This is a genomic window from Streptomyces sp. NPDC104367 (assembly GCF_055583825.1).
The window spans coordinates 1-26,817 of sequence record NZ_JBVJND010000038.1 but is presented as its reverse complement, the minus strand read 5'-3'; the positions used below and the strand labels follow the sequence as shown (position 1 = coordinate 26,817).

General features: G+C 71.7%; 22 protein-coding genes and 3 pseudogenes. 17 read left to right on the top strand and 8 right to left on the bottom strand.

Annotated features, from left to right (window positions below; genetic code table 11):
• Positions 1 to 107: 107 nt before the first annotated feature.
• Both ACZ619_RS38710 and ACZ619_RS38705 read right to left on the bottom strand, forming a co-directional pair.
• Positions 108 to 752, bottom strand: coding sequence for a hypothetical protein (locus ACZ619_RS38710; protein WP_469609509.1), 645 nt, complete (start codon positions 750 to 752; stop codon positions 108 to 110).
• Positions 749 to 1,294, bottom strand: a complete 546-nt coding sequence (locus ACZ619_RS38705; RefSeq protein WP_469609507.1) for a hypothetical protein — start codon at positions 1,292 to 1,294, stop codon at positions 749 to 751. The genes ACZ619_RS38710 and ACZ619_RS38705 overlap by 4 nt, the downstream gene beginning before the upstream one ends.
• Before the next feature lie 249 nt (positions 1,295 to 1,543).
• Here ACZ619_RS38705 and ACZ619_RS38700 point away from each other — a divergent pair, with 249 nt between their 5' ends.
• From ACZ619_RS38700 to ACZ619_RS38635, 14 genes are all read left to right on the top strand, one after another.
• Positions 1,544 to 2,377, top strand: coding sequence for a hypothetical protein (locus ACZ619_RS38700; protein ID WP_469609504.1), 834 nt, complete (start codon positions 1,544 to 1,546; stop codon positions 2,375 to 2,377).
• A gap of 255 nt (positions 2,378 to 2,632) precedes the next feature.
• Positions 2,633 to 3,844 carry an ROK family transcriptional regulator gene (locus tag ACZ619_RS38695; RefSeq protein ID WP_469609501.1) on the top strand — a complete coding sequence of 404 codons (1,212 nt, stop codon included), beginning with the start codon at positions 2,633 to 2,635 and terminating at the stop codon, positions 3,842 to 3,844.
• 87 nt (positions 3,845 to 3,931) lie between these two features.
• Complete coding sequence (locus ACZ619_RS38690) at positions 3,932 to 5,284, top strand: ABC transporter substrate-binding protein (RefSeq protein ID WP_469609498.1); 1,353 nt, start codon at positions 3,932 to 3,934, stop codon at positions 5,282 to 5,284.
• Between the two features lie 2 nt (positions 5,285 to 5,286).
• The gene (locus ACZ619_RS38685; RefSeq protein ID WP_469609495.1) at positions 5,287 to 6,228 is read left to right on the top strand and encodes a carbohydrate ABC transporter permease; all 942 of its coding nucleotides are present in this window, start codon (positions 5,287 to 5,289) and stop codon (positions 6,226 to 6,228) included.
• Between the two features lie 2 nt (positions 6,229 to 6,230).
• Positions 6,231 to 7,124: a carbohydrate ABC transporter permease gene (locus tag ACZ619_RS38680; protein ID WP_469609492.1), complete on the top strand. Its 894-nt coding sequence runs from the start codon at positions 6,231 to 6,233 to the stop codon at positions 7,122 to 7,124.
• Positions 7,125 to 7,131: 7 nt separating this feature from the next.
• Entirely contained in the window at positions 7,132 to 8,400 is a 1,269-nt protein-coding gene (locus ACZ619_RS38675; protein ID WP_469609489.1) for a 6-phospho-beta-glucosidase, read from the top strand.
• Positions 8,391 to 9,362 carry an N-acetylglucosamine kinase gene (locus ACZ619_RS38670; protein ID WP_469609486.1) on the top strand — a complete coding sequence of 324 codons (972 nt, stop codon included), beginning with the start codon at positions 8,391 to 8,393 and terminating at the stop codon, positions 9,360 to 9,362. Before ACZ619_RS38675 ends, ACZ619_RS38670 begins: the two co-directional genes overlap by 10 nt.
• A gap of 180 nt (positions 9,363 to 9,542) precedes the next feature.
• Positions 9,543 to 10,928, top strand: coding sequence for a hypothetical protein (locus tag ACZ619_RS38665; RefSeq protein ID WP_469609483.1), 1,386 nt, complete (start codon positions 9,543 to 9,545; stop codon positions 10,926 to 10,928).
• A gap of 14 nt (positions 10,929 to 10,942) precedes the next feature.
• Positions 10,943 to 11,977, top strand: a complete 1,035-nt coding sequence (locus ACZ619_RS38660; protein ID WP_469609481.1) for a glutamate ABC transporter substrate-binding protein — start codon at positions 10,943 to 10,945, stop codon at positions 11,975 to 11,977.
• Between the two features lie 48 nt (positions 11,978 to 12,025).
• Positions 12,026 to 13,357: a hypothetical protein gene (locus tag ACZ619_RS38655; protein ID WP_469609478.1), complete on the top strand. Its 1,332-nt coding sequence runs from the start codon at positions 12,026 to 12,028 to the stop codon at positions 13,355 to 13,357.
• Positions 13,358 to 13,379: 22 nt separating this feature from the next.
• A complete protein-coding gene (locus ACZ619_RS38650) occupies positions 13,380 to 15,896 on the top strand; it encodes a serine/threonine-protein kinase (RefSeq protein WP_469609475.1) in 2,517 nt (838 codons plus the stop codon).
• A gap of 3 nt (positions 15,897 to 15,899) precedes the next feature.
• Entirely contained in the window at positions 15,900 to 17,225 is a 1,326-nt protein-coding gene (locus ACZ619_RS38645) for a PP2C family serine/threonine-protein phosphatase (protein ID WP_469609472.1), read from the top strand.
• Between the two features lie 135 nt (positions 17,226 to 17,360).
• Positions 17,361 to 18,701 (top strand): vWA domain-containing protein, encoded by a 1,341-nt coding sequence (locus ACZ619_RS38640; protein WP_469609469.1) that lies wholly within the window; start codon positions 17,361 to 17,363, stop codon positions 18,699 to 18,701.
• Positions 18,702 to 18,780: 79 nt separating this feature from the next.
• Positions 18,781 to 20,415 (top strand): FHA domain-containing protein, encoded by a 1,635-nt coding sequence (locus ACZ619_RS38635; RefSeq protein ID WP_469609467.1) that lies wholly within the window; start codon positions 18,781 to 18,783, stop codon positions 20,413 to 20,415.
• A 13-nt stretch (positions 20,416 to 20,428) separates the two neighbouring features.
• Here ACZ619_RS38635 and ACZ619_RS38630 read toward each other — a convergent pair whose 3' ends face one another.
• Entirely contained in the window at positions 20,429 to 21,400 is a 972-nt protein-coding gene (locus ACZ619_RS38630) for a methyltransferase domain-containing protein (RefSeq protein WP_469609464.1), read from the bottom strand.
• A 99-nt stretch (positions 21,401 to 21,499) separates the two neighbouring features.
• Between ACZ619_RS38630 and ACZ619_RS38625 the strand changes: the two genes are divergently transcribed.
• Positions 21,500 to 21,904 carry a globin gene (locus tag ACZ619_RS38625; RefSeq protein ID WP_469609462.1) on the top strand — a complete coding sequence of 135 codons (405 nt, stop codon included), beginning with the start codon at positions 21,500 to 21,502 and terminating at the stop codon, positions 21,902 to 21,904.
• A gap of 36 nt (positions 21,905 to 21,940) precedes the next feature.
• Here the strand turns inward: ACZ619_RS38625 and ACZ619_RS38620 are convergent, their stop codons facing one another.
• The 4 genes and pseudogenes from ACZ619_RS38620 to ACZ619_RS38605 form a co-directional block, all read right to left on the bottom strand.
• The gene (locus ACZ619_RS38620) at positions 21,941 to 22,609 is read right to left on the bottom strand and encodes a DUF8010 domain-containing protein (RefSeq protein ID WP_469609459.1); all 669 of its coding nucleotides are present in this window, start codon (positions 22,607 to 22,609) and stop codon (positions 21,941 to 21,943) included.
• On the bottom strand, positions 22,606 to 23,016 hold the full coding sequence (locus ACZ619_RS38615; RefSeq protein WP_469609456.1) for an acyl-CoA thioesterase: 411 nt from the start codon (positions 23,014 to 23,016) through the stop codon (positions 22,606 to 22,608). Before ACZ619_RS38615 ends, ACZ619_RS38620 begins: the two co-directional genes overlap by 4 nt.
• Positions 23,017 to 23,022: 6 nt before the next feature.
• Positions 23,023 to 24,687 (bottom strand): energy-dependent translational throttle protein EttA, encoded by a 1,665-nt coding sequence (gene ettA, locus ACZ619_RS38610; RefSeq protein ID WP_469609453.1) that lies wholly within the window; start codon positions 24,685 to 24,687, stop codon positions 23,023 to 23,025.
• Positions 24,688 to 24,940: 253 nt separating this feature from the next.
• A pseudogene (locus tag ACZ619_RS38605) lies at positions 24,941 to 25,174 on the bottom strand (UTRA domain-containing protein); the annotation flags it as partial.
• 467 nt (positions 25,175 to 25,641) lie between these two features.
• Between ACZ619_RS38605 and ACZ619_RS38600 the strand changes: the two are divergent.
• A pseudogene (locus ACZ619_RS38600) lies at positions 25,642 to 26,182 on the top strand (site-specific integrase); the annotation flags it as partial.
• Between the two features lie 147 nt (positions 26,183 to 26,329).
• Here the strand turns inward: ACZ619_RS38600 and ACZ619_RS38595 are convergent.
• Complete coding sequence (locus ACZ619_RS38595; protein ID WP_469609450.1) at positions 26,330 to 26,551, bottom strand: hypothetical protein; 222 nt, start codon at positions 26,549 to 26,551, stop codon at positions 26,330 to 26,332.
• A gap of 150 nt (positions 26,552 to 26,701) precedes the next feature.
• Between ACZ619_RS38595 and ACZ619_RS38590 the strand changes: the two are divergent.
• A pseudogene (locus tag ACZ619_RS38590) lies at positions 26,702 to 26,817 on the top strand (DNA-directed RNA polymerase subunit alpha); the annotation flags it as partial.

The following is a 26,817-nucleotide window of genomic DNA, read 5'->3' as shown; positions in this document are numbered from 1 at the left end:
AGGGGAGACCGGCCGCGCCCCGGACGCACGGACGCAGGAGGGACCGGCCGCGCCCCGGACGCACGGACGCCGGGGAGACCGGCCGCGGGCGGGGAGCCGCGGGCGGTTCAGGGCGTGGTGCCGCCGCAGGAGAGCCGGTAGGCCTCCCTGACCCAGGGCTCGTCACCGGGGTCGGCGCCGCAGGCCAGGGAGGCCATGCTGTCGCCCATCCACGTGCGCACGCTGCCGTACACCTGACGGCCGGGGCAGGAGACGGTGAAGACCGCCTCGACCACCCACACGCCCTCGGCCTGCACGAAGCGCCCGCCGTGGGTCAGCGGCCCCATCGTGACCGAGCCGCGTTCCCGCGCGGCCGAGTCCTCGCCCGGGACCGCGAACATCCCGATGTCGAAGCCCTTGAGGTGCGCGGCGAGCGCGGCCAGGACACGGTGCGCGGAGAGGCTGCCGTCGCTGGTGTCGACGCGCGGCACGATGTCGCGGACGAGCCGGGTGCGGAAGGTGATCGAGCGGTGGTCGCCCTCCTTCACCGTCACGACCGGGGAGATCTCGGTGAGCCGGGTCTCCCGGCTCACCCCGGCCCACCGGAAGGTCCCGCCCGGACAGGCGCGGGTGGTGGCGGACGCCGAGGGCGTAGTGGCGGACGCCGAGGGCGTGGTCCCGGTCTTCGCCGCGGGCCGCGCCGCCGTCGTGGTGCAGCCGCTCGCCGCCAGGACGAGTGCGCCGAGCAGCGCGGCCAGGTGACGCCGCCTCATCTCGCGCTCCCGGGGTCCAGCGTGCGGACCGTCTGGCAGAGGGCGATGAAGACCGCTCCGTGGAAGACCGGGACGCCGGCCTTGAAACCCTTGCCCGCGCGGAGCTCGATGCGCGCCTCTCCCGCGGCCGCGTCGAAGGTGACCGACCCGTCGGCCCGCGCCCACACCCGCAGCGGACGCCGGCCGAAGCACAGCGGGTCGCCGTCGTCGAGCCCGGACGCCCGCCGGGCCACGGCCAGTTCGGCGCGGGCGAGGGAGCGCGGTACGCCGGTCAGGGTGTGGCTCTGGACGTCGTCCAGAACGCTCTCGGACACCTCGACGCCCAGTCGGCGCGCCGCGCGGGCCAGCACCCAGGTCCGCCGGGCCGCCCACAGCAGGGAGCACAGCGTCCACAGGACCGGCAGCTCGACCGCCGCCCCCAGGGACGACCAGGAGACGCCGTGGCCGCTGAAGCCGATGACGTACAGCATCAGCATCACCTGCGGACAGCTGACGAGTGTGCTCCGCACCAACCGTACGAACAGCCGCCCTCGGTGGGCCATACGAATCCCCGCTCTCCCGGTCGGTGTCGGGATCAAAGAGCAGGAAACTGTGAGAGGAACCCTTCCGACCAGCGCGGACGCGGATCGTGACGCAGCCGTGATCAAGAATTCGGGAGCGGCCGGATTCTCATCCCCTTCACATAACCCGCGCATTCCCCGCCTCCTCGTGATGATCTAGTGTCGCCGCATTACGGGTCCTTGTTCTGGAGCGCGACGCCGCCCGGGGGCCCGTTCCGAATGTGGGGACACATGAGAAAGCTCGCCATAGGCGCCGCCCTGTCCGGCGCCCTGGCCGTGGCCGGCATCGCGGCGCCCGCCGCCTCCGCGGCCACCAGCACGCCCGACCTGACGTTCACCGACGTGAAGGTGAACAGCGGCAAGGCCATCGTGGTCGGCACCACCAAGACGGTGCGGGTGCCGGTGACGTACACGGTGACCCGGCCCGTCGGCGTGACGCTCGACAACGGCACCGACTACGCGGGAGTGATCCTCTACCGCGGCACCCTGAAGTCGCTCCAGAACATGGTCGGGCCCTACGACGTGCCCACCTGCACGACGACGGCCACGACGGAGACGACCGTCACCGCGAGCTGCACCGAGAAGATCACCATCGATCCCGAGGGCGACCTGTTCGAGGCCGCGGACGCCGGCACCTGGAAGGCCGGCGGCATCTACGGCTACAGCGACAGCACCAGCACGGACGACTTCCTCAGCTACAACGCCGGCATCGCCATCTGGGGCAACCTCGGCACCGCGAAGGTGCAGCGCGCCGCCAAGGTGACGGCCGACGCCTCGCCGGAACCGGTCGCCAAGGGCAGGACGATCACGGTCAAGGGCAAGCTGAGCCGGGCGGACTGGGACGCGGTCGCCTACAAGGGCTACAAGGGCCAGAAGGCCGTCCTTCAGTTCCGCGCCGCGGGCAGCACGGCGTACACGAACGTCAAGGGCATCACGTCCGGCACCGGCGGCAAGCTGTCCACCACGGTGAAGGCGTCGAAGAGCGGTTACTACCGCTACGTCTTCGCGGGTACGTCGACCACCGCGGCGGCGAAGGCCGCCGGCGACTACATCAAGGTCAAGTAACACCCTCACCGTCCCGCGTCACAGGGCCCGCCCGGTCTCCCCGGGCGGGCCCTTCCCGTGTCCGTGGGCGGGTGACGACCGGATCGCCGACCCGGCGGGCTCTTGACGCCCCCGTCCCGGCGGCCTACTTTTCCAGCCAACAGGAAACTTTCCTAACAGTGATCAAAGGAGAGCGGCTCCGGCAGGTCATCCGGCTGGACCGATCGTCCTGATCACTGGGAAACTGAGCGGCTGGAAAGGCAGGTGTCGACTCACATGGCAGGAACAGCCGGTACGCCGGGCACTCCGCGCGTGCTGCGCGCCATGAACGACCGCGCCGCACTCGACCTGCTGCTGGAGCACGGCCCGCTCTCGCGCACCCGCATCGGCAAGCTCACCGGCCTCTCGAAGCCGACCGCCTCGCAGCTGCTGGCCCGCCTGGAGGCGGTCGGCCTGGTGCTGGCGACCGGGACGAGCGAGGGCCGCCCGGGGCCCAACGCCCAGCTGTACTCGGTGAACCCGGCCACCGCGCACGCCGCCGGACTCGACGTCACGCCGGGCCGGATCCGCGCCGCCGTCGCCGACGTCACCGGCCGCACCGTCGGCGAGTACGAACTGGTGACCCCGGGCAGGCGCCCCGCGCAGTCCGTCGTACGGCAGGTCACCGACGCCCTCGACGGCGCGGTGAAGGCGGCCGGACTGGCCCGCGACGACGTCCACCGGGTCGTCATCGGCACCCCGGGCGCCTTCGACCCCAACACCGGCCGGCTGCGCTACGCCTCGCACCTGCCCGGCTGGCACTCCCCCGCGCTGCTCGACGAACTCGCCGCCGCGCTGCCGATGCCCGTCGAGTACGAGAACGACGTCAACCTCGCCGCCGTCGCCGAACAGCGGCTCGGCGCCGCCCGCGGCCACGGCGACTTCGTGCTGCTGTGGAACCAGGAGGGCCTCGGCGCCGCCCTGGTCCTCGGCGGCCGGCTGCACCGCGGCTGGACCGGCGGCGCCGGCGAGGTCGGCTTCCTGCCGGTGCCGGGCACCCCGCTGGTCCGCCAGGTCACCAAGGCCAACAGCGGCGGCTACCAGGAACTCGCCGGCTCGCAGGCGGTGCCCCGGCTCGCCCGCGAGCTCGGCATCGAGAACCTGCCCTCCGGCCCGTACACCGAGGCCGCCGCCGAGATCATCGCCCGCGCGGCCGACCACGCGAGCGGGCCCTACCACCGGTTGCTGCGGACCTACGCGACCCGGCTCGCCACCGGTCTCGCCTCGCTGGTCTCGGTCCTCGACCCCGAACTCGTCGTCCTCAGCGGCACCGTGCTGGCCTCCGGCGGCGAGGTGCTGCGCGCGCTGGTCCAGGCCGAGCTGGAGGAGCTGGCGGCCGCCCGGCCGCGGCTCGTCGTCGGTGACGTCCGCATCTGTCCCGTGCTGCGCGGCGCGCTGGAGAGCGCGCTCGCGACCACCCGCGACGAGGTCTTCGACACCTCGCGCTGATCCCCTTTCAGACCCCCGCACCGGCTCTTCCCCCTCCGGACCCCGCACCGGTCCCTTCCTCACCGCCCGTCCCTGGGAGATCCCGCCATGCCCGAAGCCATACCCTTCGCCGTCCGAAAGACGGCTTTTGCCATGACCGTGCTGGCCAGTTCGCTGGCCCTGCTCACCACCGCCTGTACCGGCCAGACCTCCTCCGGCGCCTCGGACGACGCCTCCACGGACACCACCATCAACTTCTGGCACGCCTGGAGCGCACCGAGCGAGGTGAAGGCGGTCGACGCGCTGATCGCCGGCTTCGAGAAGGCGCACCCCGGCATCCATGTCGACGTGGTCGGCAACATGACCGACGACAAGATCAACCAGGCGCTGCGCACGGGCGGCGACAAGGCGCCGGACGTCATCTCGTCCTTCACCACCAACAGCGTCGGCAAGTTCTGCTCGTCGGGCGCGCTGGTCGACCTGAACCCCTTCTTCGAGAAGTCGGGCATCGACGCGCAGTCGACGTTCCCGAAGGCGATGAACGAGTACACCCAGTTCGACGGCGACCGCTGTTCGGTGCCGCTGCTCGGGGACGCTTACGGCCTCTACTACAACAAGACGGCGTTCAAGGCCGCCGGCATCACCAGCCCGCCGAAAACCTGGTCGGAATTCGAGACCGACGCGAAAAAATTGACCATAAGTCAAGACGATGGCTACAGGCAGCTCGGTTTCATGCCGGACTACCACGGCTGGGAGACCACCACCGAGCACTACCTCGGGCAGTTCTCGCCGACGTACTTCGACAGCGCGGGCAGCTCGAACGTGGCGAAGGACCCGGCCTTCGCCGACGCCTTCACGGTCCAGAAGAAGCTCGTCGACGGACTCGGCGGCTACCAGAAGCTGGAGCGGTTCCGGGCCACCCTGGGCGACGAGTGGGGCCCCAGGCACCCCTTCCAGACCGGCCAGGTCGCCATGCAGCTCGACGGCGAGTGGCGGCTCGGCATGGCCGTGGACGCGAAGACCGACTTCGACATCGGCGTCGCGCCGCTGCCGGTCCCCGACGACCAGGTCGCCCAGTACGGCAAGGGCTACATCACCGGCACCATCGCCGGTATCGCCGCGACCAGCAGGAAGCAGAACGCGGCCTGGGAGTTCGTGAAGTACATCAGCACCGACACGGACGCGGTGGTGGCCTTCTCCAACGCCATCCACAACGTTCCCTCGACGCTGGCCGCGCTCAAGTCGCCGAAGCTGAAGTACGACCCGCGGTTCAAGACGTTCCTGGACATCGCCGCGGACCCGAACTCCACCACGGCACCCGCCTCGGTCAACGGCGGTGTGTACCTGACGACCGTCCAGCAGCTCGGCTACGACTACGAGAGCGGCAAGGTCACCGACCTGAAGGCGGGCCTGAAGCAGGCCGCCGCGCAGATCGACACGGACATCGCGCAGGCGAAGTAGCGATGAGCACCGTCACGCCGGCGTCGAAGCGCCGCCGGTCGGCGCTTCGTACGGCCGCTTTCATGTCGCCCTGGCTGATCGGCTTCACGGTCTTCTTCGCGTATCCGCTGATCTCGACGGTCTATTTCTCGTTCATGCACTACGACGGTTTCAGACCGCCGACGTGGAGCGGCACGAAGAACTGGACGTACGTCTTCGAGCACTATCCCTTCTTCTGGCCCGCGATGCGCAACACCCTGTGGCTCGTGGTCGTGACGGTCTCGCTGCGGGTCGTCTTCGGCCTCGGCATCGGCCTGCTCATCACGAAGATAAAAACAGGCACCGGAATCTTCCGCACCCTCTTCTACCTGCCGTACCTGGCCCCGCCGGTGGCGGCGACCATGGCGTTCGCGTTCCTCCTCAACCCGGGTACGGGACCGGTCAACTCGGTCCTGGAGAAAGTCGGCATCCCGGCCCCGGGCTGGTTCAACGACCCCACGTGGTCCAAGCCGGCCCTGACCCTGCTGGCCCTGTGGGGCGTCGGCGACCTGATGGTCGTCTTCATGGCCGCGCTGCTCGACGTACCGAAGGAACAGTACGAGGCGGCGGAACTCGACGGCGCGTCGGCGTGGCAGCGGTTCCGGTTCGTCACGCTCCCGAACATCTCGCCGATCGTGATGTTCGCGGTCGTCACGGGTGTCATCCAGGCGATGCAGTACTACACACAGCCGCTCATCGCCGGAAAGGTCGCCTCGGGGGTGATCCAGGGCGCCGGTACGCAGTTCGAGCCCGGTTATCCGGAGAAGTCGACGCTCACCCTTCCCCAGCTCGTCTACAACCTCGGCTTCCAGCGCTTCGACTACGGCTCCGCGTGTGTCGTCGCCCTGGTCCTCTTCGCCCTGTCCCTGGCGTTCACCGCGATCCTGATGCGGCGCCGGGGCGGTCTCATCCAGGCAGGTGACTGACGATGACTCATGTGCCGGACCGGCCGGCGGAGCTGACGGCGCCGAGGTCGGGCGCCGAACGCACGGCCCGCCGCCAGGCGTTGCTGAACTGGGTGGCGGTGCACTCGCTCGGTGTCGCCGCCGCCCTGTTCTTCACGCTGCCGTTCGTCTTCGTCCTCCTGACCTCGCTGATGAGCGACAGCCAGGCACTGAGCCGGGACCTGATCCCGCACACCTGGGAATGGGGCAACTACCGGAAGGTCCTCGGCACACCGGGTTTCCTGACCTGGTGGCGGAACACACTGTTCTACGCCGGTCTGGGTACCGTCCTGACCGTCGTGTCCTCGCTCCCGGTGGCGTACGCGCTCGCCAAGTTCCGCTTCCGGGGCCGCGATCTGTCCCTGATGCTGGTGATCTCGATGATGATGCTGCCGCCGCAGGTGATCATCATTCCGATGTACCTGTTCTGGGCGAAGCAGCTGGACCTCTCCGGCACCCTGTGGCCGCTGATCGTGCCGATGGCGTTCGGCGACGCGTTCTCCGTCTTCCTGCTGCGCCAGTTCCTGATGACGATCCCGAACGAGTACCTGGACGCGGCGAAGGTGGACGGCTGCGGGGACCTCGGGACGCTGCTGCGCGTGGTGACGCCGATGGCGAAGCCGGGCATCGCCGCGGTGGCGCTGTTCCAGTTCTTCTGCGCCTGGAACGACTACTTCGGGCCGCAGATCTACGCGTCCGAGAACCCGGGCGCCTGGACACTGTCCTACGGCCTGGAGTCGTTCAAGGGCATGCACCACACCGACTGGAACCTGACCATGGCCGCGACCGTACTGGTCATGGCCCCCGTGATCCTCGTGTTCTTCTTCGCCCAGAAGGCGTTCGTCGAGGGCGTCACGCTCACCGGAGTGAAGGGTTAACCCAGGTATGAAACTCACTGTGGTCGGCGGAGGCTCGACCTACACCCCCGAACTCGTCGACGGCTTCGCGCGGCTCAGGGACACCCTGCCCGTCGAGGAACTGGTGCTGGTGGACCCGGCCGCCGAACGCCTGGAGCTGGTGGGCGGACTGGCCCGCCGTATCTTCGCCCGGCAGGGGCACGCCGGCCGGGTCGTCACCACGTCCGACCTGGACGCGGGCGTGGCGGACGCGGACGCGGTACTGCTCCAGCTGCGGGTGGGCGGCCAGGCCGCCAGGCAGCGGGACGAGACCTGGCCGCTGGAGTGCGGCTGCATCGGCCAGGAGACGACCGGCGCCGGCGGCCTGGCGAAGGCCCTGCGCACCGTGCCCGTCGTCCTGGACATCGCCGAACGCGTCCGCCGTGCCAGCCCGGACGCCTGGATCATCGACTTCACCAACCCGGTGGGGATCGTGACCCGCGCGCTGCTCCGGGCGGGCCACCGGGCGGTCGGGCTGTGCAACGTGGCGATCGGCTTCCAGCGGAAGTTCGCGGACCTGCTCGGCACCACGCCGTCCGAGGTCCACCTCGACCACGTCGGCCTCAACCACCTCACCTGGGAGACGGCGGTCCGCCTCGGCGGCCCCGGGGGCGAGGACGTCCTGCCCAAGCTGCTCGCGGAGCACGGCGGGACGATCGCCGCCGACCTGAGACTGCCCCCGGCGCTCCTGGACCGTCTGGGCGGGGTGATCCCCTCCTACTACCTGCGCTACTACTACGCGCACGACGAGGTCGTACGGGAGCTGGGCACCAAGCCCTCGCGGGCCGCCGAGGTGGCGGCCATGGAGAAGCAGCTGCTGGAGATGTACGGCGACCCGGCCATCGACGAGAAGCCGGCGCTGCTCGCCAAGCGGGGCGGCGCCTACTACTCGGAGGCGGCGGTCGACCTGGCCGCGGCGCTGCTCGGCGGCGGCGGGAACCCCTACCAGGTGGTGAACACGTACAACGACGGCACGCTGCCGTTCCTGCCCGACGACGCGGTGATCGAGGTGCAGGCGGCGGTGGGCGCGAACGGCCCGGTGCCGATGTCCGTCCCGGACGTCGACCCGCTCTTCGCCGGCCTGGTGGCGAACGTGACGGCGTACGAGGAGCTGGCGCTCCAGGCGGCGCTGCACGGCGGCCGCGACCGGGTCTTCCGGGCCCTGCTGGCGCACCCCCTGGTCGGCCAGTACGCGTACGCCGACGCCCTGACGGACCGTCTGATCGCGCACAACCGGGAGCACCTCGCGTGGGCCTGACCGCAAGCGTCCTCGCCATCGACGCGGGCAACAGCAAGACCGACGTCGCGGTGGTGGCAGCGGACGGCGAGGTCCTCGCCACGGCCCGCGGCGGCGGCTTCCGCCCGCCGGTGGTGGGCGTCGAGCAGGCCGTGGACGAGGTGGCGGCGGCGGTCACCGAGGCGTACGCCGCCGCCGGGGTCGGCTCCGTCGCGCATGTCTCGGCGTGTCTGGCCAACGCCGACTTCCCCTTCGAGGAGGAGCAACTGGCCGCGGCGCTGGGCACGCGCGCGTGGGGCACGACGGTGACGGTCCGCAACGACACCTTCGCGATCCTGCGGGCCGGGGTGAGCGAGCCGCGCGGTGTCGCCGTGGTGTGCGGCGCGGGCATCAACTGCGTCGGCATGCGCCCCGACGGCCGCACCGCCCGCTTCCCGGCGCTCGGCCGCATCTCCGGTGACTGGGGCGGCGGCTGGGGGCTGGCCGAGGAGGCGCTGTGGCACGCGGCCCGCGCGGAGGACGGCCGGGGCGAGGGCACCGCCCTGGCCCGCGCCCTTCCCGCGCACTTCGGCTACGGCGGTATGCCGGCGCTCATCGAGGCCCTGCACCGGGAGGAGGTCGAGCCGGTCCGCCGGCACGAGCTGACCCCGGTCCTGTTCGCGACGGCGGCCGCAGGCGATCCGGTCGCCCGCGCGCTCGTGGACCGGCTGGCCGACGAGGTGGTCACCATGTCCGTGGTGGCCCTGACCCGGCTGGAACTGCTGGACGAGCAGACCCCGGTGCTGCTGGGCGGCGGTGTGCTGGCCGGCGGCCATCCGCAACTCGACGACGGCGTACGTGAACTCCTCGCGTCCCGTGCGCCGAAGGCGGTGCCGCGCGTGGTGACGGCGCGGCCGGTGCTGGGCGCCGCCCTGCTGGGCCTGGACGCGGTGGGGCCGGGGGCCGGCGCGCAGGAGAGGGTGCGGGAGTACTTCGGGCGGTGACCGTGTGCGGGGGCCGGAGCGCCCCCGCACCACCCCTGCGGAACCGAACCGATTCCCCCGACGTGTTCATGGGAAGGGGTTCCACTGCGATCCGATCAAGATCCAGTGAAGGCCGGTGCCGAATGTCAGTCCGGGCGGCGATACTGGGCGCGGCGACCGGATGACCATGGGGGAGGTCGAGTGACACACCCGCTGAAGAACGGCGAGGCACCGCCGGGAGACGGCTCGGCCGTGCCCGTGCCGGCACCCCCTCGGCGTTCCGCGTTCGCGGAGGGCGCCGAGCGGATACGCGTCGCGGCGACGACGGAGCCCGGCCGGCTCCGCCTCATCGGTGCCGTGCTCGCCCTGCTGATCGTCGCCTTCGGCTCGGTCACGGCCTGGCAGATGAGCGACCGCGCGGCCGCCGCCGACGACGTGCTGCACCGCAGCCAGCCGCTCAGTTCGAGCGCGGCCGACATCTACCGGTCGCTCGCGGACGCCAACACCGCCGCGTCCAGCGGGTTCCTGGAGGGCGGTCAGGAGACGGCCGCCTCCCGCGACACCTACGAGCGGGACATCAGGAACGCCGCCGCCGGGCTGGTCAACGCCGCCGCCAACTCCGAGCCCGGCTCCCCCGCCGAGGCGGCCGTCGCGAAGCTGAACAAGCTGCTGCCGGAGTACAAGGGGCTCGTGGAGCGGGCCCGGGTGTACAACCGGCAGGGTTACCCGGTCGGTGGCGCCTACCTGCGGTACGCGAACGAGAAGATGCAGGACGAGATGCTGCCTGCGGCGCAGCAGCTCTACCAGAAGGAGAACGCGCGGCTGTCGTCCGACTACGCGGACGCGACCCCGTACCCCTGGGCGGCGATCGTCCTCGGCGTCCTCGCGCTCGTCGCGCTCGGCTGGGCTCAGCTGCGCCACTACCGGCGTACCAACCGGCTGTTGAACCACGGCCTGGTCGCGGCCTCCGCGGCGACCGTCGTCACGCTGCTGTGGCTGGTCGTCGGCCACACCTTCGCCCGGGCCGGCCTGGAAGGCTCCTACGACCACGGTGTCCGCTCGCTGAACGTGCTGCACAACGCCCGGATCGCCTCCCTGAAGGCGCGCGGGAACGAGAACCTGGGCCTGGTGTCCCGGGGGGCCGTGACCAAGAAGGTCGGCACCAAGGAGTACGACGCCTACTACCTCTCCTTCGACCAGGACATGCACGACCTCGGCGAGGGCCTCGCCGACGCCGCGAAGCTCGCGGACGACTCGGCCGGCAGCAAGCCCGTCGTGGCCGCCCAGGGGAACATGCAGGTGTGGAAGGAACGGCACACCGCCGCCCGCGACGCGGACGAGAGGGGTGACTACCAGACGGCGCTGGACAGGGTGATCGGCGCGAAGAACGCCACCGCCGAGTGTTTCAGAAGCGTCGACAAGAACCTGGACACCGCGTTGACCCGCGAGGAGCAGGAGTTCCAGGAGCGGGCCACCGACGGACGGGAAGCGCTGACCGGGCTGCCGGTCGGTGCCGCCATGCTGGGCGTGGCGGCCGCGGCCGGCGCGCTGTTCGGCATCGGGCGCAGGCTTTCGGAGTACCGGTGAGAGGGGGCGTGGCGATGTTCGTGCGGAGGATACGGGTCTCCCTGCGCGGCTGGGGCGGCGTGGGCGCGATGGCGGCAGGCTGTGCCCTGGCACTGGCGTTCGTCCTGCTGCTGCCGTTCACCCAGTCCCGGGGCGGCGGCGGTGACGGTGCCGCGCTCGGTGGTCAGGGCCTCGCCAACGGCACCCAGACCAAGGCCGGCACCTGCGACAACTCCCAGCCGCAGAACGAGACCTGGTCGCCGTCGGGCGCGGACGGCCCGACGATCGAGGCCATCAAAGCCCGTAAGGGCGACGCGCGGAAACTGATCGTCGGCATCGACCAGAACAGCTACCGCTGGGGCTACCGCAACCCGAACAACTCCAGTGCTGATCTGGAGGGTTTCGACATCGACCTGGTGCACCGGATAGCCAAGGACATCCTCGGCGACGCGAACGACGTCATCTTCAAGGCGATCCCGACGAGCCAGCGCATACCGGCGCTCCAGAACCACCAGGTCGACATGGTGGTGCGCACGATGACCATCACCTGCGAGCGGCTCGGCGACGTCGCTTTTTCCGCACCGTATTTCAAGACCGGGCAGCAGGTGCTGGCGCCCAAGTCGTCGTCGATCAGCGGGTACAACAGCACGCTCGCGAACAAGACGGTCTGCACGGCGGACACTTCGACGGCGGACAAGAAGGTGAACGAGGACAAGGGATCCAAGCTGCCCTCCTCCGTCAAGGTCGTCACCGTTCCCAACCAGCTCGACTGTCTGGTGCGGTTGCAGCTCGGCGAGGTCGACGCGGTGGTCACCGACGGCGCGCTCGCCGCCAGCCAGGCCGCCCAGGATCCGACGCTGACGCTGAAGGGCCCGGCGGTCACCACCGAGTACTACGGCGTGGCGATGAACAAGTCGGCGAAGGATCTGGTACGCCGGGTCAATCAGATCCTGGTCGACTACCGGGCCGACGGCTGGCAGACCTCGTACGACACATGGCTGTCGGCGACACTGGGAAAGGACTCGACGCCGTCGAAGCCGCCCGCGCCGCAGTACCTGCGCACGAGCTGACCCGCATCCGCGCGGCTCAGCCCCGACGAGCGAAGCGAGAGGTGATCGATGGGCGTCACGGACCCCGCCGGGCCGGTGATGGACCGGGACGAGGTGGACCGTGCGCTGGCGCGGCTCGGCGCCGAGCACGAGGCGATCGAGACCTCGTTGCTCGCCCTCCAGGACCACGCGGGGCGCAGGCTTCTGGAGGGCGCCGAGCTGACGGGGACGACCCGGGAGCGGTGGACGGCCGCCGAGGCCTCGATCACTCTGCTGTGGGCCTATTTCGACGCCTATACGGACACGCTGCGCTGCGCGCGGGACATCAGGGCCCGGCGCCGCTGGTCGAGCCGTGAGGACCTGGTGGAGCTGACCGAGCTGCTGCGCGGCGACTCGGTCACGGTGGCGGGCAGCGCCACGGCGACGGCGAACGCGCCGACGCTGCTGTCGGCGCCGGGCCGGCTCAGCGAGCGCTTCTCGCTGGTGGCCCTGGTGGACCGGATGAACGAGCTGTACGCGTCCTCGCTGGACATGGTGGTGACCGCCGACGCGGTGTGGTCGGCGCTGCCCGCGCGGATCGATTTACTCGCCGCGGAGCTCCAGCGCACCCGCAAGCTGGCGCACTCCGTCGGGGTGCGCCCGGGCGAGCACCCGGCGGGCGACGACCTGGAACGGATCACCCGCGTGCTGACGAAGCTGCGCGAGGACGTGGTCTCGGACCCGCTGGGCTCCTGGATTCCCGCGCCGGGCAGTTCGGCGCCGGGCGGCGGCCGTCCGGACACCACGGTGTACGACCGGGAGGCGCGGGCGCTGGAGGAGGTGCGGCGGGAGATCGACGCCGTGCTGACGGTACGGCAGGACGCGGAGGCCCGGCTGATCAGGCTGCGGGACGTGCTGTCCCGCGCGGACCGCACCCTGGCCGAGGCGCGCACCGCGCGCGGCGAGGTGCTGGCGAAGATCGCGGCGACCGAGGTGCCGGTGGTCAGCGGTCCGCCGACCGCGCTCCAGGAGCAGCTGGCGGCGGCCGCCGAGTACCGCCGGCAGGCGCAGTGGCACCGGCTGTCGCCGCTCCTGGAGTCGCTGGAGCAGAAGGCGGAGGACGAACTGCTGCGCGCCCGCGAGTCGTTGACGGCGGTCACCGCGCCGCTCGCGGTGCGCGCGGAGCTGCGCGGCCGGCTGGACGCCTACAAGGCGAAGGTGGCCCGGCACGGGCTGGCCGAGGACCCGTTCCTGGTCGAGCGGTACGACGCGGCCCGGCGGATGCTGTGGAGCGCGCCCTGCGACCTGCGGGTCGCGGAGCAGGCGGTGCTGCGCTACCAGCGGGCGGCGGCCGACGCGCTGAGCGCCCCGCGGGTGCCGCAGCAGAGCGGGCCCGAGGACCGCGGAGGGCCGGGAGCGTGAGGGACGAGGGGGAAGCAGCGCCATGAGTCAGGCGGGACAGTCGTGCCAGCGGCCGGGCTGCGAGGGGTCGTACGAGGACGTGGGCGGCGGTGAGCTGTACTGCGACACCTGCGGGCTGGCCCCGGTGGTGTCGCAGACCGGGATGGTCGGCTCGCCGCCCACCGGGATCACGGCGGGCGGCCGGGGTTCGACGGGCAGCGGGAGTTCGCGCTCCAGCGGCCGGACGAGTTCGCGTACGTCGTCGCAGTCGTCGAAGTCGCGGCGCTCGGTCTCCGGGCGGCTCTCGCGCTCCGTGTCGGGGCGGTCGACGGGCCGTTCGGTGTCGGTGCGCAGTTCGGGTTCGTCGACGAGCGCGTCCGGGCGGAGCCGGCTGGGCGCCGGTCTGGTCGCGGTGCCGCAGGTGCCGAAGCCGGAACCGCGCGAGATGGTCCTGGAGAACCCGGAGGTGCCCGAGCGCAAGCGGTTCTGCTCGCGGTCGGACTGCGGGGCGCCGGTGGGCCGGGCGCGCGGTGAACGGGCGGGCCGGACCGAGGGGTTCTGCACGAAGTGCGGCAACCCGTACTCGTTCGTGCCCAAGCTCAAGGGCGGCGACGTGGTGCACGGCCAGTACGAGGTCGTGGGCTGTCTGGCGCACGGCGGTCTGGGCTGGATCTACCTGGCCGTGGACCGGGCCGTCTCGGACCGCTGGGTGGTGCTCAAGGGCCTGCTGGACACCGGTGACCAGGACGCGATGGCGGCGGCGATCTCCGAGCGGCGGTTCCTCGCGGAGATCGAGCACGCCAACATCGTGCGGATCTACAACTTCGTCGAGCACCTCGACCAGCGCACCGGCTCGCTCGACGGCTACATCGTCATGGAGTACGTCGGCGGCAAGTCCCTGAAGGAGATCGCCAACGCCCTGCGCACCCCGGAGGGCCGCCGGGACCCGCTCCCGGTGGAGCAGGCGTGCGCGTACGGCATCGAGGCCCTGGAGGCCCTCGGCCACCTGCACAGCCGCAACCTGCTCTACTGCGACTTCAAGGTCGACAACGCCATCCAGAGCGAGGACCAGCTCAAGCTGATCGACATGGGCGCGGTGCGCCGGATGGACGACGAGGAGTCGGCCATCTACGGCACGATCGGCTACCAGGCGCCCGAGGTCGCCGAGGTCGGCCCGTCGGTCGCGTCCGACCTGTACACGGTGGGCCGCACCCTCGCGGTGCTCACCTTCGACTTCCAGGGCTACACGACGGTGTTCGTGGACTCGCTGCCCGACCCGGACAACATCGAGGTCTTCCGGCAGTACGAGTCGTTCTACCGGCTGCTGGTGCGGGCCACCGACCCGGACCCGGCCCGCCGGTTCGCCTCCGCGCAGGAGATGGCCGAGCAGCTGACCGGGGTGCTGCGGGAGGTCGTGTCGGTGCAGACCGGCCGGGCCCGCCCCGCCCTGTCGACGCTGTTCGGGCCCGAGGTCAAGGTCACCGACACGGAGCTGTTCCCGAGGCTGGACGGGGACGTGTCCCGGCTGGGCGGGCGTCCGGTGGCCTCCAGACGGCTCGCGCTGGCGCCGTCGGCGGCGGAGCGGGCGGCGCTCGCGGCGGCGCCCGTCACCGCCCTGGTGCGGCCCGTGGCGACCCCGGCGGCCGCCCTGGCCCTGCCGGTGCCGCTGGTCGACCCGAACGACCCCAACGCCGGTTTCCTGGCCGGTCTGATGGCCTCGGCGCCGGGCGAGCTGCTCGGGGCGCTGGCCGCCGCGCCGGCGCAGACGGTCGAGACCCGGCTGCGCCAGATCCGGGCCCGGCTGGAGGGCGGCGACCACGAGGCCGCGCTGAGCGCGCTGCGCAAGCTGGAGGACGAACGGCCCGACGACTGGCGGGTGGTGTGGTACCGGGGCGTGGCGGCCCTGGTCACCGGTGACTTCGAGGGCGCGGCGCTGTCCTTCGACGCGATCTACGACGCGTTCCCCGGCGAGGCGGCGCCCAAGCTGGCGCTCGGCCTGTGCGCGGAGGTGCTGGGCCAGCTGGACAACGCGGCCGAGTACGACCGGCTGGTGTGGGCGACCGACCCGAGCTTCGTGAGCGCCGCGTTCGGGCTGGCCCGGGTGCGGCTGGCGGCCGGCGACCGGACCGGTGCCGTACGGACGCTGGAGTCGGTGCCGGAGGCGTCGATCCACTACACGGCGGCCCGGGTGGCGGCCGTGCGGGCGCGGCTGCGGCAGCGGACCGCGGCGGCCGGGGACACGCCGTTCCTGGACGATCTGACGGCCGCCGCGCGGCAGGTGGAGGCGCTGGACTCGTACGGTCTGGACCCGGCCCGGCGTGAGCAGTTGTCGGCAGAGGTCCTCGGCTGCGCGCTGGACTGGATACTCTCCGGGGGCCAGGGCACCCAGCCCGCCGCCGCCGGCGGCCGGGTACTGCTCGGCAGCGGTCTGGACGAGCGGGGCCTCCGGTTCGGCCTGGAACGTTCGTACCGCACGCTGGCCAGACTGGCGACCGGCGGTGAGGAGAGGATCGACCTGGTGGAACGGGCCAACCGTTACCGCCCCCGGACTTGGGTGTAGTTGATGTCGCAGATGCCCCAGCAGGCCGCACCGGCGAAGTGCCCGAGCTGCGCGGAGCCGCTCGAATCGGGTGACCTGTTCTGTGGTGCGTGCGGGTACGACCTGTCGGCCGTGCCCGCCGCTCCGCAGGACCACCCGACCCTCACCATGGGCGCCTCCGGCGTGGACTGGCCACCACCCGAGGCGGAGAGCTCCGGCAGGCCCGCGGCGGCGCATCTGCCGACCGACCTGCCGGGCACGGACTCGGGCGGCAAGCCGCTGGCGGGTTCGCCGCCGCCGGCGGCCGGCGGGGTGCGGTTCGACCGGCCGCCGGTGCCCGACGAGGACTACGCGCTCCAGGCGCCGGACCCGCGGGTGGCCGCCTCCGCCGGGGAGCCGGCCGAGGACCCGGAGTCCGCGGAGACCGTCCCGTCGGCGAAGGTGTGCGTGGCCTGCCGCGCGGGCCGGGTCGACGACGACGGCTACTGCGAGAACTGCGGGCACGCCCAGCCCCGCGAACGCGACCACATGGAGCAGGAGTCGGGCCCGGTGGCGGCCGTCAGCGACCGCGGGCTGCGCCATCACCGCAACGAGGACGCGTTCACCGTCGGCCGCACCGCGCTGCCGGACGGCACCCCGGCCGTGCTGGCCGTCGTCTGCGACGGCGTCTCCTCGGCGACCCGTCCCGACGAGGCGTCCATGGCGGCGTCCCGGGCCGCGATCGAGTCGCTGCTGGCCGCGCTGCCGCAGGGCACGCATCCGCAGCAGGCGCTGCACGAGGCGATCGTGGCGGCCTCGTACGCGGTCAACGCCCTCGTCGACGAGCCCGCCTCGGCCCGTGAGCACAGCCCGCACCAGAACGCCCCGGCGTGCACGATCGTCGCCTCGGTCGTCACCTCCGGCCTGCTGGTGGTCGGCTGGGTCGGCGACAGCCGCGCCTACTGGGTGCCGGTGGATCCCGGTTCCCCGGCGGCCCGGCTCACCGAGGACGACTCCTGGGCGGCGCAGATGGTGGCCGCGGGGCTGATGAGCGAGGCGGAGGCGTACGCCGACGAGCGCGCCCACGCGATCACCGGCTGGCTCGGCGCGGACGCCTACGAACTGGAGCCGCACACCGCTTCCTTCAAGCCGGACCGGCCCGGTGTGGTGGTGGTGTGCACGGACGGCCTGTGGAACTACGCGGAGACGGCCGAGGAGATGTCCGAGGTCGTCCCCGCCGACGCGGCCCTGCGACCGCTGCACGCGGCCCGGGTCCTGGTCGGCCACGCCCTGGACGGCGGGGGCCACGACAACGTAACAGTGGCGCTGCTGCCGTTCCCCGCGACCCCGCAGGGGGCAGGATCCGCCTGAGGCCGCCGCAAAACGTCCCCAAACGGGGAAGAGCGTTCGGGGCGGACGTACGGGGCGGCAGCGCCCGCGGACCGGAGGGGACCGGTCCGCACATCGTCAGCACCCAGGTGTGGGTGGAGGGGGACCGAAGCAGTCATGGCCATTTTCTCGAAGTCGAACGTGCCGCAGTTCTCGGTGGACGTGTACCAGAACGAGTACCTGCCGGACGGAGGCCGTGAGGTCAACGCGATCGTCACGGTGACGGCGACCGGCGGCGGCACCGTCGGGACCGCGGTCGGCGCGTCGTACGCACCCGGGCAGGGGCCCTCGGCCGGGGTGGCGATCATGGTCGACTGCTCGGGCTCGATGGACTACCCGCCCACCAAGATGCGCAACGCCCGCGACGCCACGGCGGCGGCCGTCGACACCCTGCGCGACGGCACCCACTTCGCGGTGATCGCCGGCACGCACGTCGCCAAGGAGGTCTACCCGGGCGGCGGGCGGCTCGCGGTGGCCGACCGCTCCACCCGGGAGCAGGCCAAGCAGGCGCTGCGCAGACTGAGCGCGGGCGGCGGTACGGCGATCGGCACCTGGCTCCGGCTCGCGGACCGGCTGCTCGGTTCCGCGGACGTCACCATCCGGCACGGCATCCTGCTGACCGACGGCCGCAACGAGCACGAGTCGCCGGAGGACCTGAGGGCCGCCCTGGACTCCTGCGCCGGACGGTTCACCTGTGACGCGCGGGGCGTGGGCACCGACTGGGAAGTGAAAGAAGTCACAGGGATAGCCTCGGCGCTGCTCGGCACCGCCGACATCGTCGCCGACCCCACCGCCCTGGCCGCCGACTTCACGCGGATGATGGAGACGGCGATGGGCAAGGAGGTCGCGGACGTCGCGCTGCGGCTGTGGACCCCGGTCGGCACGGCCATCAAGTTCGTCAAGCAAGTGGCGCCCACGGTGGAGCAGTTGACCGACCGCCGCGCCGAGGCCGGGCCGCGGGCCGGGGACTACCCGACCGGTTCCTGGGGCGACGAGTCCCGTGACTACCACGTCTGCGTCGAGGTCCCCTCGGCCGGTCTCGGCCAGGAAATGCTCGCCGCCCGCGTCTCGTTGGTCGTCCCGCAGCCCGACGGCAGCGTCCAGAACCTGGGCGCGCAGGGGCTGATCAGGGCGGTCTGGACGGACGACATGGCCGCCTCCACCTCCATCAACCCCCAAGTCGCCCACTACACAGGTCAGGCCGAACTGGCACAAGCCATCCAACAAGGGCTCGATCTACGCAAAGCGGGCGATATGGATGGGGCAACCGCCAAACTGGGACGGGCCGTTCAGTTGGCAAGCGCTTCGGGGAACGCGGATACTGCGAAACTGCTTGCGAAGGTGGTGGACGTGGTCGACGCCGCGACGGGTACTGTGCGACTGAAAGCGAAGGTTGCGGAGGCCGACGAGATGACTCTCGAGACCAGGTCCACAAAGACTGTTCGTGTAAAGAAGTGACCTAGCAGTACACGCAGGACACCCGGCCGGGTCCAGGACGAACCCGGCGGAGGAACCTGACAGAGAGGGAAGCGCCGACATGCCGACCTGCCCGAACGGACACCAGTCGGGTTCCGACGACTGGTGCGAGGTGTGCGGTCACCGCATGGCCGGTGCCGTACCTCCGCCGCCCCCGCCGACCTCCGGCGGCTACGGCTTCCCGCCGCCCGCGCCCGGCGCCCCGGGCGGCGGCCGCCATCTGTCCTCCGTGCCGAACGCGCCCGAGCCTGAGCTGTGCCCGCAGTGCCGTACGCCCCGTGAGGGCGGTGCGCCGTTCTGCGAGGAGTGCCGCTGGAACTTCCTCACCAACACGGCCACCTCGTACACCCCGGCCGCCCCGCGCCCGCCGGCGCCCGGCCAGGGCTCGCCCACCTTCCGGCCGCCCGCCCCGCCGGCCTTCGGCGGCGGCGACTCGTTCGAGTACCAGGGCTCGCGCCCCTCGCAGGTGAACCGCCCCGCCGAGCCCATCCCCTCCTTCGGCAGCGAGCCCTCGGGCCCGACCCCGTTCGCGTCCGAGCGCGGCCCCGGCGGCGGCCCCTCCGGCCCCCCGTCCCCTCCGCCCTACGGCGGCGACCGCGGCCAGTCCGGCCCGCCGGCCTTCGGTGGCGACCGGGGCCAGTCCGGTCCCCCGCCCTTCGGCGGCGACCGCGGCCAGTCCGCACCCTCCCCGTTCGGCGATGACCGTGGGCAGTCCGGCCCGCCGGCCTTCGGCGGTGACCGGGGCCAGTCCGGTCCCCCGCCCTTCGGCGGCGACCGCGGCCAGTCCGGTCCCCCCGCCTTCGGTGGCGACCGCGGGCAGTCCGGTCCCCCGCCGTTCGGTGGTGAGCGCGGTCCCTCGGGGCCGCCCTCGCCGTTCGGTGGCGGCGGCCCCGGGCAGAACCCGGGTGCCCCCTCCGGTCCGTCCGCCTTCGGCGGCGCTCCCGGCCAGGGCCCCGGCACCGGCCAGGCGGCCGGCCCCTTCACCCGCGACCCGTCCGGCGGCCCCGCCGCCGGCCCCTTCGGCGGCGGGGACCCCTCCCGGCCGCCGGTCCCGCCGCCCGGCCCCGGCACGACCGCCGGTGGCCCTCCCGGCGTCTTCCAGCAGTCGGCCCCGCCCGGCTTCCCGCAGGAGACCAGGCCCCCGGCCGGCGGCCCGGCGTTCGGCGGCGGTGACGACGACTGGGTGATCTCCCCGCCGTCCGCCGGCGCCCCCGGCGGCTACGGCTACCCGCAGCCCGGCCCCACGCAGGCCCCGTCCGGCCCCGCCTTCCCGCAGGCCCCCCAGGGCCCGGCGACCTGGACGGCGACGATCGGCCCGGACCGCGAGTACTTCATGGCGATGATGCAGCGCTCGGGCCCGGAGGCGGCCGGCCTCAACCTGCCCGCCTACTCCCCGGAGCAGCAGCGCACGCTCAGCGGCAACCAGGTCACCATCGGCCGCCGCCGGCACTCCACCGGCGACACCCCCGACATCGACCTCGCGGTGCCGCCGGAGGACCCGGGCGTCTCCCACCAGCACGCGGTCCTGGTCCAGCAGCCCGACGGCGGCTGGGCGGTCGTCGACCAGAACTCGACCAACGGCACGACGGTCAACAACGGCGAGGAGCCGATCCAGCCCTTCGTTCCGGTGCCCCTCCTGGACGGGGACCGGGTGCACGTGGGCGCCTGGACCACGATCACCGTCCGGCGGGGCTGAGGCGTAGCGGACGTCAGACCGGGAGCGGCCAGACCCACGGCCCCTCCCGGTCGTCCAGCCACACCCGCTCCCCGTCCGCCGCCACGCTCACCCCGTACCGCTCCCGCCCGGGTCTGCCCGCCCGCGCCCACACCCGGTACGCCTCCGCAGGGCTGAGCACCCCCCGGGTCAGCTCCGCCAGGAACTGGAACAGCTCGTCCTCGACGGCCCACTCCGGCACCCCGCCGAAGTCCCCCGCCGCCGCCCGCTCCACCCCGCGCAACGGCACGAAGTACGCCGCCGACGGCAGGAACCGCCCCTCGGCCGTCCCGCCCCGCACGGACAGCGCCAGCAGCCCCGTGGCGACCGGCGTCAGGATCCGCGCCCCCTGCGCGCACTGCCCGACCCACCCCCGCGGCACCCCCGGCAGCGCGCAGGTCGCGATGATCCGGTCGTACGGCGCCCGCTCCGGCACCCCGCGCGCCCCGTCCCCCGTGACCACCGCCGGCCGGTACCCCGCCGCCGCCAGGTGCCGCCGCGCGGACTCGGCGATCTCCGGCTCCACGTCGACGGTGGTGACCAGGGAGTCGTCGCCCAGCCGGTGCGCCAGCAGCGCCGCGTTGTACCCGGTGCCCGCGCCGATCTCCAGCACCCGGTCCCCGTCGCCCACCCGCAGCGCGACCAGCATCCGCGCCATCAGGGAGGGCTGGCTGCTGGAGGACAGCAGTTCGCCGTCCCGCATCCGGGTGGCCAGCGGCACGTCCTCGTAGGCCCCCCGCACCCACCGCTGACGGGCCGCGCGGTCGGGGCTCTCGCCCCACAGCCGCTCGTACCCCCCTCCCCCGGGGGCGTAGTAGTACGGCACGAACAGATGCCGGGGCACCGCGGCGAAGGCCTCCCGCCACACCGGGTCCGCCGCCCAGATCCCCTCGGCGTCGATCCCCCGCACCAGCCCGTCCCGCGCCACGGCGGCGAGCCCCTCGGTCCCGGAGTCGTAGACGCCCATGCGTCCACCCTAGAGCGGTGCCCCGGCCGGCCCCCGGTACCGGATACCGCGGGTCCTAAGCCCTGAGACCTCGGCCGTCCCGTCTGAGACCATGTACGGGTGAGAGAGATTCGGCGCGGCACGCTTCAGGAGAAGACCTTCTACGAGCAGGTCGGTGGGGAGGAGACGTTCCGCCGGCTGGTCCACCGTTTCTACGAGGGCGTCGCCGGGGACCCGCTCCTGCGGCCGATGTACCCGGAGGAGGACCTGGGCCCGGCGGAGGAGCGGCTCGTCCTGTTCCTCATGCAGTACTGGGGCGGCCCCACGACGTACAGCGACAACCGCGGCCATCCGCGGCTGCGCATGCGGCACGCCCCGTTCACCGTGGACCGGGCGGCGCACGACGCGTGGCTGAAGCACATGCGGGTGGCCGTGGACGAGCTGGGTCTCTCCGAGGAGCACCGCGAACAGCTCTGGAACTACCTCACCTACGCGGCCGCCTCGATGGTCAACACCGCCGAGTGACCGGCCGCCGCACGCCGTCAGAGCCGCTGGTTCCGGTCAGCGGACGCTGACGTCGAACATCCCGAGCCCGGCCCGCCTTACGGCGACCGAGCCGAACGGGGTGCGCAGCCGCAGCCACGCCCCGGCGCCGAGCAGGACGGCCTCGTCGTCGGGCCGTAGGAAGCCGAGCGACTGGGCGGCGTGCAGGGCCCGCACCGGCAGCGCGGTCGCGCCGACGGTCCGGGACCAGATGTCCCGCCCGATCCGGTCGAGCGCGGCCCTGGTACGGCCGTCCGGCGCCAACTCCTGGGTACGGGAACGGAATTCGCTCACGGCGGCGCTCACGGTGGCCCGTAGCGTGGCCGGCGCGGGCAGCCCCGGCTCGGGCCGCCAGCCGCCGCGCGGGGGCAGCACGCCCGCCCACGGCGGTCCGGTCACCGCGCCCGGCACGGCGGCCGTGGCGGCCTTCTCGTCCACGGACTCCAGCAGTTCACCGGCGGAGACGGTGACGTCGAGGGTGACGTCCAGGCCGTCCTCGTACGGCTTCGCCAGCCGTACCGCGCGGATCGCGAGGACCTCGAAGGACGGCGGCCGTCCGAAGACGGCCAGGGCCGTCCCGGCGGCCTGGAGACGGACCGCGGCGCCACGGTCGTAGTGGATCAGCCGGGAGAGGAAGGCCGCGAGGTCCGCCGCCTCCCCCTCGTCGGCGAGATGGAGCACCGTCATGCGGCGACGGCCTCCTCCTTGTCGTCCCGGTACTCCGCGAGGAACTCCCGCTCCTCGGCGGTGATCCGGCGCGGCCGGCCCGCCTCGAAGTCGAACGGCACGACCATGGTCGAGGCCCGCACGTAGACCAGGTCGCCGTCCTTCACCTCGTAGGCGATGGTGAAGGACGCGGCCCTGATCTCGGTGATCCACAGCTCGATGTCCACCGGGTGGTGCCGGTGGACGAGCTGCCGCTTGTAGTCGATCTCGTGGCGCGCCACGACCGACCCCTGCTGGAAGTCCTTCTCCGGACGGAACAGGAAGTCGATACGGGCCTCCTCCAGGTAGCGGAGGAAGACCACGTTGTTGACGTGGCCGTACGCGTCCATGTCGGCCCAGCGCAGGGGACAGCGGTAGATGTGGCGCAAGACCGATCAGCCCCGGGTCAGCTTCTTGTAGGTGGCACGGTGCGGACGGGCGGCGTCCGGACCGAGTCGCTCGATCTTGTTCTTCTCGTACGACTCGAAGTTGCCCTCGAACCAGAACCACTTGGACTCGCCCTCGTAGGCGAGGATGTGGGTGGCGACCCGGTCCAGGAACCACCGGTCGTGGGAGACGACCACGGCGCAGCCGGGGAACTCGAGGAGCGCGTTCTCCAGGGAGGACAGGGTCTCGACGTCCAGGTCGTTCGTCGGCTCGTCGAGGAGCAGCAGGTTGCCGCCCTGCTTGAGGGTGAGCGCGAGGTTGAGGCGGTTGCGCTCACCGCCGGAGAGGATGCCGGCCGGCTTCTGCTGGTCCGGGCCCTTGAAGCCGAACGCGGACACGTAGGCCCGGCTCGGCATCTCGACCTGGCCGACGTTGATGTAGTCGAGCCCGTCGGACACGACCTCCCACAGCGTCTTCTTCGGGTCGATGTTGGAGCGGCCCTGGTCGACGTAGGAGATCTTGACGGTCTCGCCGACCTTGATGTCGCCGGAGTCCGGGTTCTCCAGCCCCTGGATCATCTTGAACAGGGTGGTCTTGCCGGCGCCGTTGGGGCCGATGATCCCGACGATGCCGTTCCGCGGGAGCGTGAAGGACAGGCCGTCGACGAGGACCTTCTCACCGAAGGCCTTGTTCAGCTTGTCGACCTCGACGACGACGTTGCCCAGCCGCGGGCCCGGCGGGATCTGGATCTCCTCGAAGTCCAGCTTCCGCATCTTGTCGGCCTCGGCGGCCATCTCCTCGTACCGCGCGAGACGGGCCTTGGACTTGGCCTGGCGCCCCTTGGCGTTCGACCGCACCCACTCCAGCTCTTCCTTGAGCCGCTTCTGCCGCTTGGCGTCCTTCTGGCCCTCGACCTTGAGACGGGTGGCCTTGGTCTCCAGGTACGTGGAGTAGTTGCCCTCGTACGGGTAGGCGCGGCCGCGGTCGAGTTCGAGGATCCACTCGGCGACGTTGTCGAGGAAGTACCGGTCGTGGGTGATGGCCACGACGGTGCCCGCGTACTTGGCGAGGTGCTGCTCCAGCCAGTTCACCGACTCGGCGTCGAGGTGGTTGGTGGGCTCGTCGAGGAGGAGTAGGTCGGGGGCCTCCAGCAGCAGCTTGCAGAGCGCGACGCGGCGCTTCTCGCCACCGGAGAGGGTGGTGACCTGCCAGTCGCCGGGCGGGCACCCGAGCGCGTCCATGGCCTGCTCGAGCTGGGCGTCGAGGTCCCACGCGTTGGCGTGGTCGAGGTCCTCCTGGAGCTTGCCCATCTCGTCGAGCAGCGCGTCCGAGTAGTCGGTGGCCATCAGCTCGGCGATCTCGTTGAACCGGTCGAGCTTGCCCTTGACCTCGGCGACGCCCTCCTGGACGTTCTCCAGGACGGTCTTCTCCTCGTTGAGCGTGGGCTCCTGCATCAGGATGCCCACGCTGTAACCCGGGGAGATGTACGCGTCGCCGTTGGAGGGCTGCTCGATGCCCGCCATGATCTTCAGCACGGTCGACTTACCGGCACCGTTCGGACCGACGACGCCGATCTTGGCCCCCGGCAGGAAGTTCAGGGTGACGTCATCGAGAATCACCTTGTCGCCGTGCGCCTTGCGCGTCTTGCGCATGGTGTAAATGAACTCAGCCAAGAGAAACCGTCCGGCAGCTTGAAATCTGGCAGTGGGCAGATACACCCCATCTTGCCTGACGTCCAGCCTCGGGTGTTAACCCGTTCGGTCGGGGGGCTGTGACCTGCGGTTTCCCTTCAGGTGCCACCGCCGCGCCGGTCACCACCGGTCACCGGCGATCGGCCTCGGCCGCCCTCGCACGGCCCGGCACGACACTCAGCCGCTCGAACCGAGTACGCGACGAGCGACGCCGAACCAAAGGCCCGCCTGCCGGCTATCGGTTGATCGGGATCTCGTAGACGATCTCGCAGTGAGCGGCGGGCACGATGATGTCCGCGGTCTCCACGGGGCGTCCCTGGTCGCTGTAACAGGTCCGCCGGATGTGGGTGACGAGCGCGGCCTTCTGGATGCCGAGGAGTGAGGCCTCCTCGGCGGTGGCCTGCCGGGGCTCGGGCTGCTCCACGGCGTGGCCGACGACGATCCCGATCGCGGCCATGCGGTTCACGACGAGATCGGTCGTTCGAGGTCGTACAGGCAGCGGGGAAGGCCGTGGGGGACTGTGCGAATCGCTGGGGTTGTCGTACTCGGCTGCCGTACCGCAGGATCGCTGGGTGTCCCGTCTGATCGGCCCGCATACCGCCGACCCGTGCCCTAGCTGCGCCAACGAAGCAGTCCGTCTGGGCACCCCGCCCTGCGCCGCCGACCGCGCTGAGGTCAGCTACACGTGCGACCGCTGCGGCCACGTCTGGTCTCGTTTGATCGAGACGGACTTGGCGGTCCACGACGTCGTCCGGGCGGATCTTCCCGACGCGACGCTTTACGGGACGGTCTGGGGCCTGGAGGAGGACCGCGTGTTGCTCCGCGGGCCGGGGGGCGCTTGGCACCGGTGGGTCGAGCCCTGGCAAGTCGTCCTCTACTGACCATCCCCTGCTTGAACCCCAGCTGACGCCACCTCACGCGCCAGTTCCGCATTGTAAGGTCCGCGGCACGCTCGTCTTCGCACCACGGAAGCGCGGCAAGGTACGTGATGTTCCTCTCGATCCCGAGGTCTCCGCGGCTCTCCGCGGCTCTCCGCGAGCGCATGGAGCGCTTCCCGCCCGTCGAGGTGACCTTGCCGTGGCTGACCCCTGCCGGTCCGAAGGTGACGCACCGGCTCGTCTTCACGAGCGGCATCGGCGCCGCCATCTGGAGCCAGGGCTTCAATGATCAGGCATGGAAGCCCGCGCTCGCTTCCGCGGGCATCATCCCGGTGCCCGAGAAGGGCCGGCGGTACGCCGCCGCCCGCGAGCACGGGATGCACGCGCTCCGGCACCTCTGCGCCTCGGTCCTGCTGGACGCCGGAGAGAGCATCAAGGCGCCGAGTCTCCACCTCGGACACAGCGACCCGGGGTTCACCCTCCGGGTCTGCACGCACCTCATGCCGTCCAGCGAGACGCGGACGCGGAAAGCCGTCTCCGCGATGTACCGGGCCGCCGGTCATGCTCATGACGGCCCAGGGGCGGCCCAGGCTGCCTGAAACGGCCCCTCATCGGCGGGAAACCTGCTGGTGAGGGGCCCTTTCGTGCCCTCTCCTGGCAAGAAATAGCCCATCTTGCCTGATGTCCGGCCTCGGGTGTCAACCCGTTCGGTCGGGGGCTGTGAGCTGGGGTTTCGGGGGCGGGGGCTAGAGCTTGGTCATCTTGGGGTAGGGGCTGAGGATCCGCATCTGCGAGGAACCGAAATCCACGAGTGCCGCGATTCCTTCCTCGATGCCGATCACCCGGCCGAGGCCGTAGACGTCATGGGTGACCTGGTCGCCCACGGCGAACTGCTTGGGAGCCGGGGTGTCCGGGGCCCTGAAGGGGCTGGTGGGCAAGTGGCGCTTCGGTGCGGCAGGCTTAGTCATCGTCCCCAGTATGCGCCCTGGGACCGCCTCTGTGGCCGGTCTCGGAAGGGTGGGTGCGGGCGGTTCGGCTTCGTGCACGGCCGAACCCGCCGTACCCTTCGTTGACTACGGCGTCACATAGCGGGCGCCAAACACTGGAGGCAATACCCCGTGCTGATTGCTCAGCGTCCCTCGTTGACCGAAGAGGTCGTCGACGAGTTCCGGTCCCGGTTCGTGATCGAGCCGCTGGAGCCGGGCTTCGGCTACACCCTCGGCAACTCCCTTCG

What these genes read in the sequence shown, in the direction of transcription:
- ACZ619_RS38710 (WP_469609509.1), bottom strand. Translation starts at nt 752, where the DNA reads ATGAGGCGGCGTCACCTGGCCGCGCTGCTCGGCGCACTCGTCCTGGCG.
- ACZ619_RS38705 (WP_469609507.1), bottom strand. Translation starts at nt 1,294, where the DNA reads ATGGCCCACCGAGGGCGGCTGTTCGTACGGTTGGTGCGGAGCACACTC.
- ACZ619_RS38700 (WP_469609504.1), top strand. Translation starts at nt 1,544, where the DNA reads ATGAGAAAGCTCGCCATAGGCGCCGCCCTGTCCGGCGCCCTGGCCGTG.
- ACZ619_RS38695 (WP_469609501.1), top strand. Translation starts at nt 2,633, where the DNA reads ATGGCAGGAACAGCCGGTACGCCGGGCACTCCGCGCGTGCTGCGCGCC.
- ACZ619_RS38690 (WP_469609498.1), top strand. Translation starts at nt 3,932, where the DNA reads ATGCCCGAAGCCATACCCTTCGCCGTCCGAAAGACGGCTTTTGCCATG.
- ACZ619_RS38685 (WP_469609495.1), top strand. Translation starts at nt 5,287, where the DNA reads ATGAGCACCGTCACGCCGGCGTCGAAGCGCCGCCGGTCGGCGCTTCGT.
- ACZ619_RS38680 (WP_469609492.1), top strand. Translation starts at nt 6,231, where the DNA reads ATGACTCATGTGCCGGACCGGCCGGCGGAGCTGACGGCGCCGAGGTCG.
- ACZ619_RS38675 (WP_469609489.1), top strand. Translation starts at nt 7,132, where the DNA reads ATGAAACTCACTGTGGTCGGCGGAGGCTCGACCTACACCCCCGAACTC.
- ACZ619_RS38660 (WP_469609481.1), top strand. Translation starts at nt 10,943, where the DNA reads ATGTTCGTGCGGAGGATACGGGTCTCCCTGCGCGGCTGGGGCGGCGTG.
- ACZ619_RS38655 (WP_469609478.1), top strand. Translation starts at nt 12,026, where the DNA reads ATGGGCGTCACGGACCCCGCCGGGCCGGTGATGGACCGGGACGAGGTG.
- ACZ619_RS38650 (WP_469609475.1), top strand. Translation starts at nt 13,380, where the DNA reads ATGAGTCAGGCGGGACAGTCGTGCCAGCGGCCGGGCTGCGAGGGGTCG.
- ACZ619_RS38645 (WP_469609472.1), top strand. Translation starts at nt 15,900, where the DNA reads ATGTCGCAGATGCCCCAGCAGGCCGCACCGGCGAAGTGCCCGAGCTGC.
- ACZ619_RS38640 (WP_469609469.1), top strand. Translation starts at nt 17,361, where the DNA reads ATGGCCATTTTCTCGAAGTCGAACGTGCCGCAGTTCTCGGTGGACGTG.
- ACZ619_RS38635 (WP_469609467.1), top strand. Translation starts at nt 18,781, where the DNA reads ATGCCGACCTGCCCGAACGGACACCAGTCGGGTTCCGACGACTGGTGC.
- ACZ619_RS38630 (WP_469609464.1), bottom strand. Translation starts at nt 21,400, where the DNA reads ATGGGCGTCTACGACTCCGGGACCGAGGGGCTCGCCGCCGTGGCGCGG.
- ACZ619_RS38620 (WP_469609459.1), bottom strand. Translation starts at nt 22,609, where the DNA reads ATGACGGTGCTCCATCTCGCCGACGAGGGGGAGGCGGCGGACCTCGCG.
- ACZ619_RS38595 (WP_469609450.1), bottom strand. Translation starts at nt 26,551, where the DNA reads ATGACTAAGCCTGCCGCACCGAAGCGCCACTTGCCCACCAGCCCCTTC.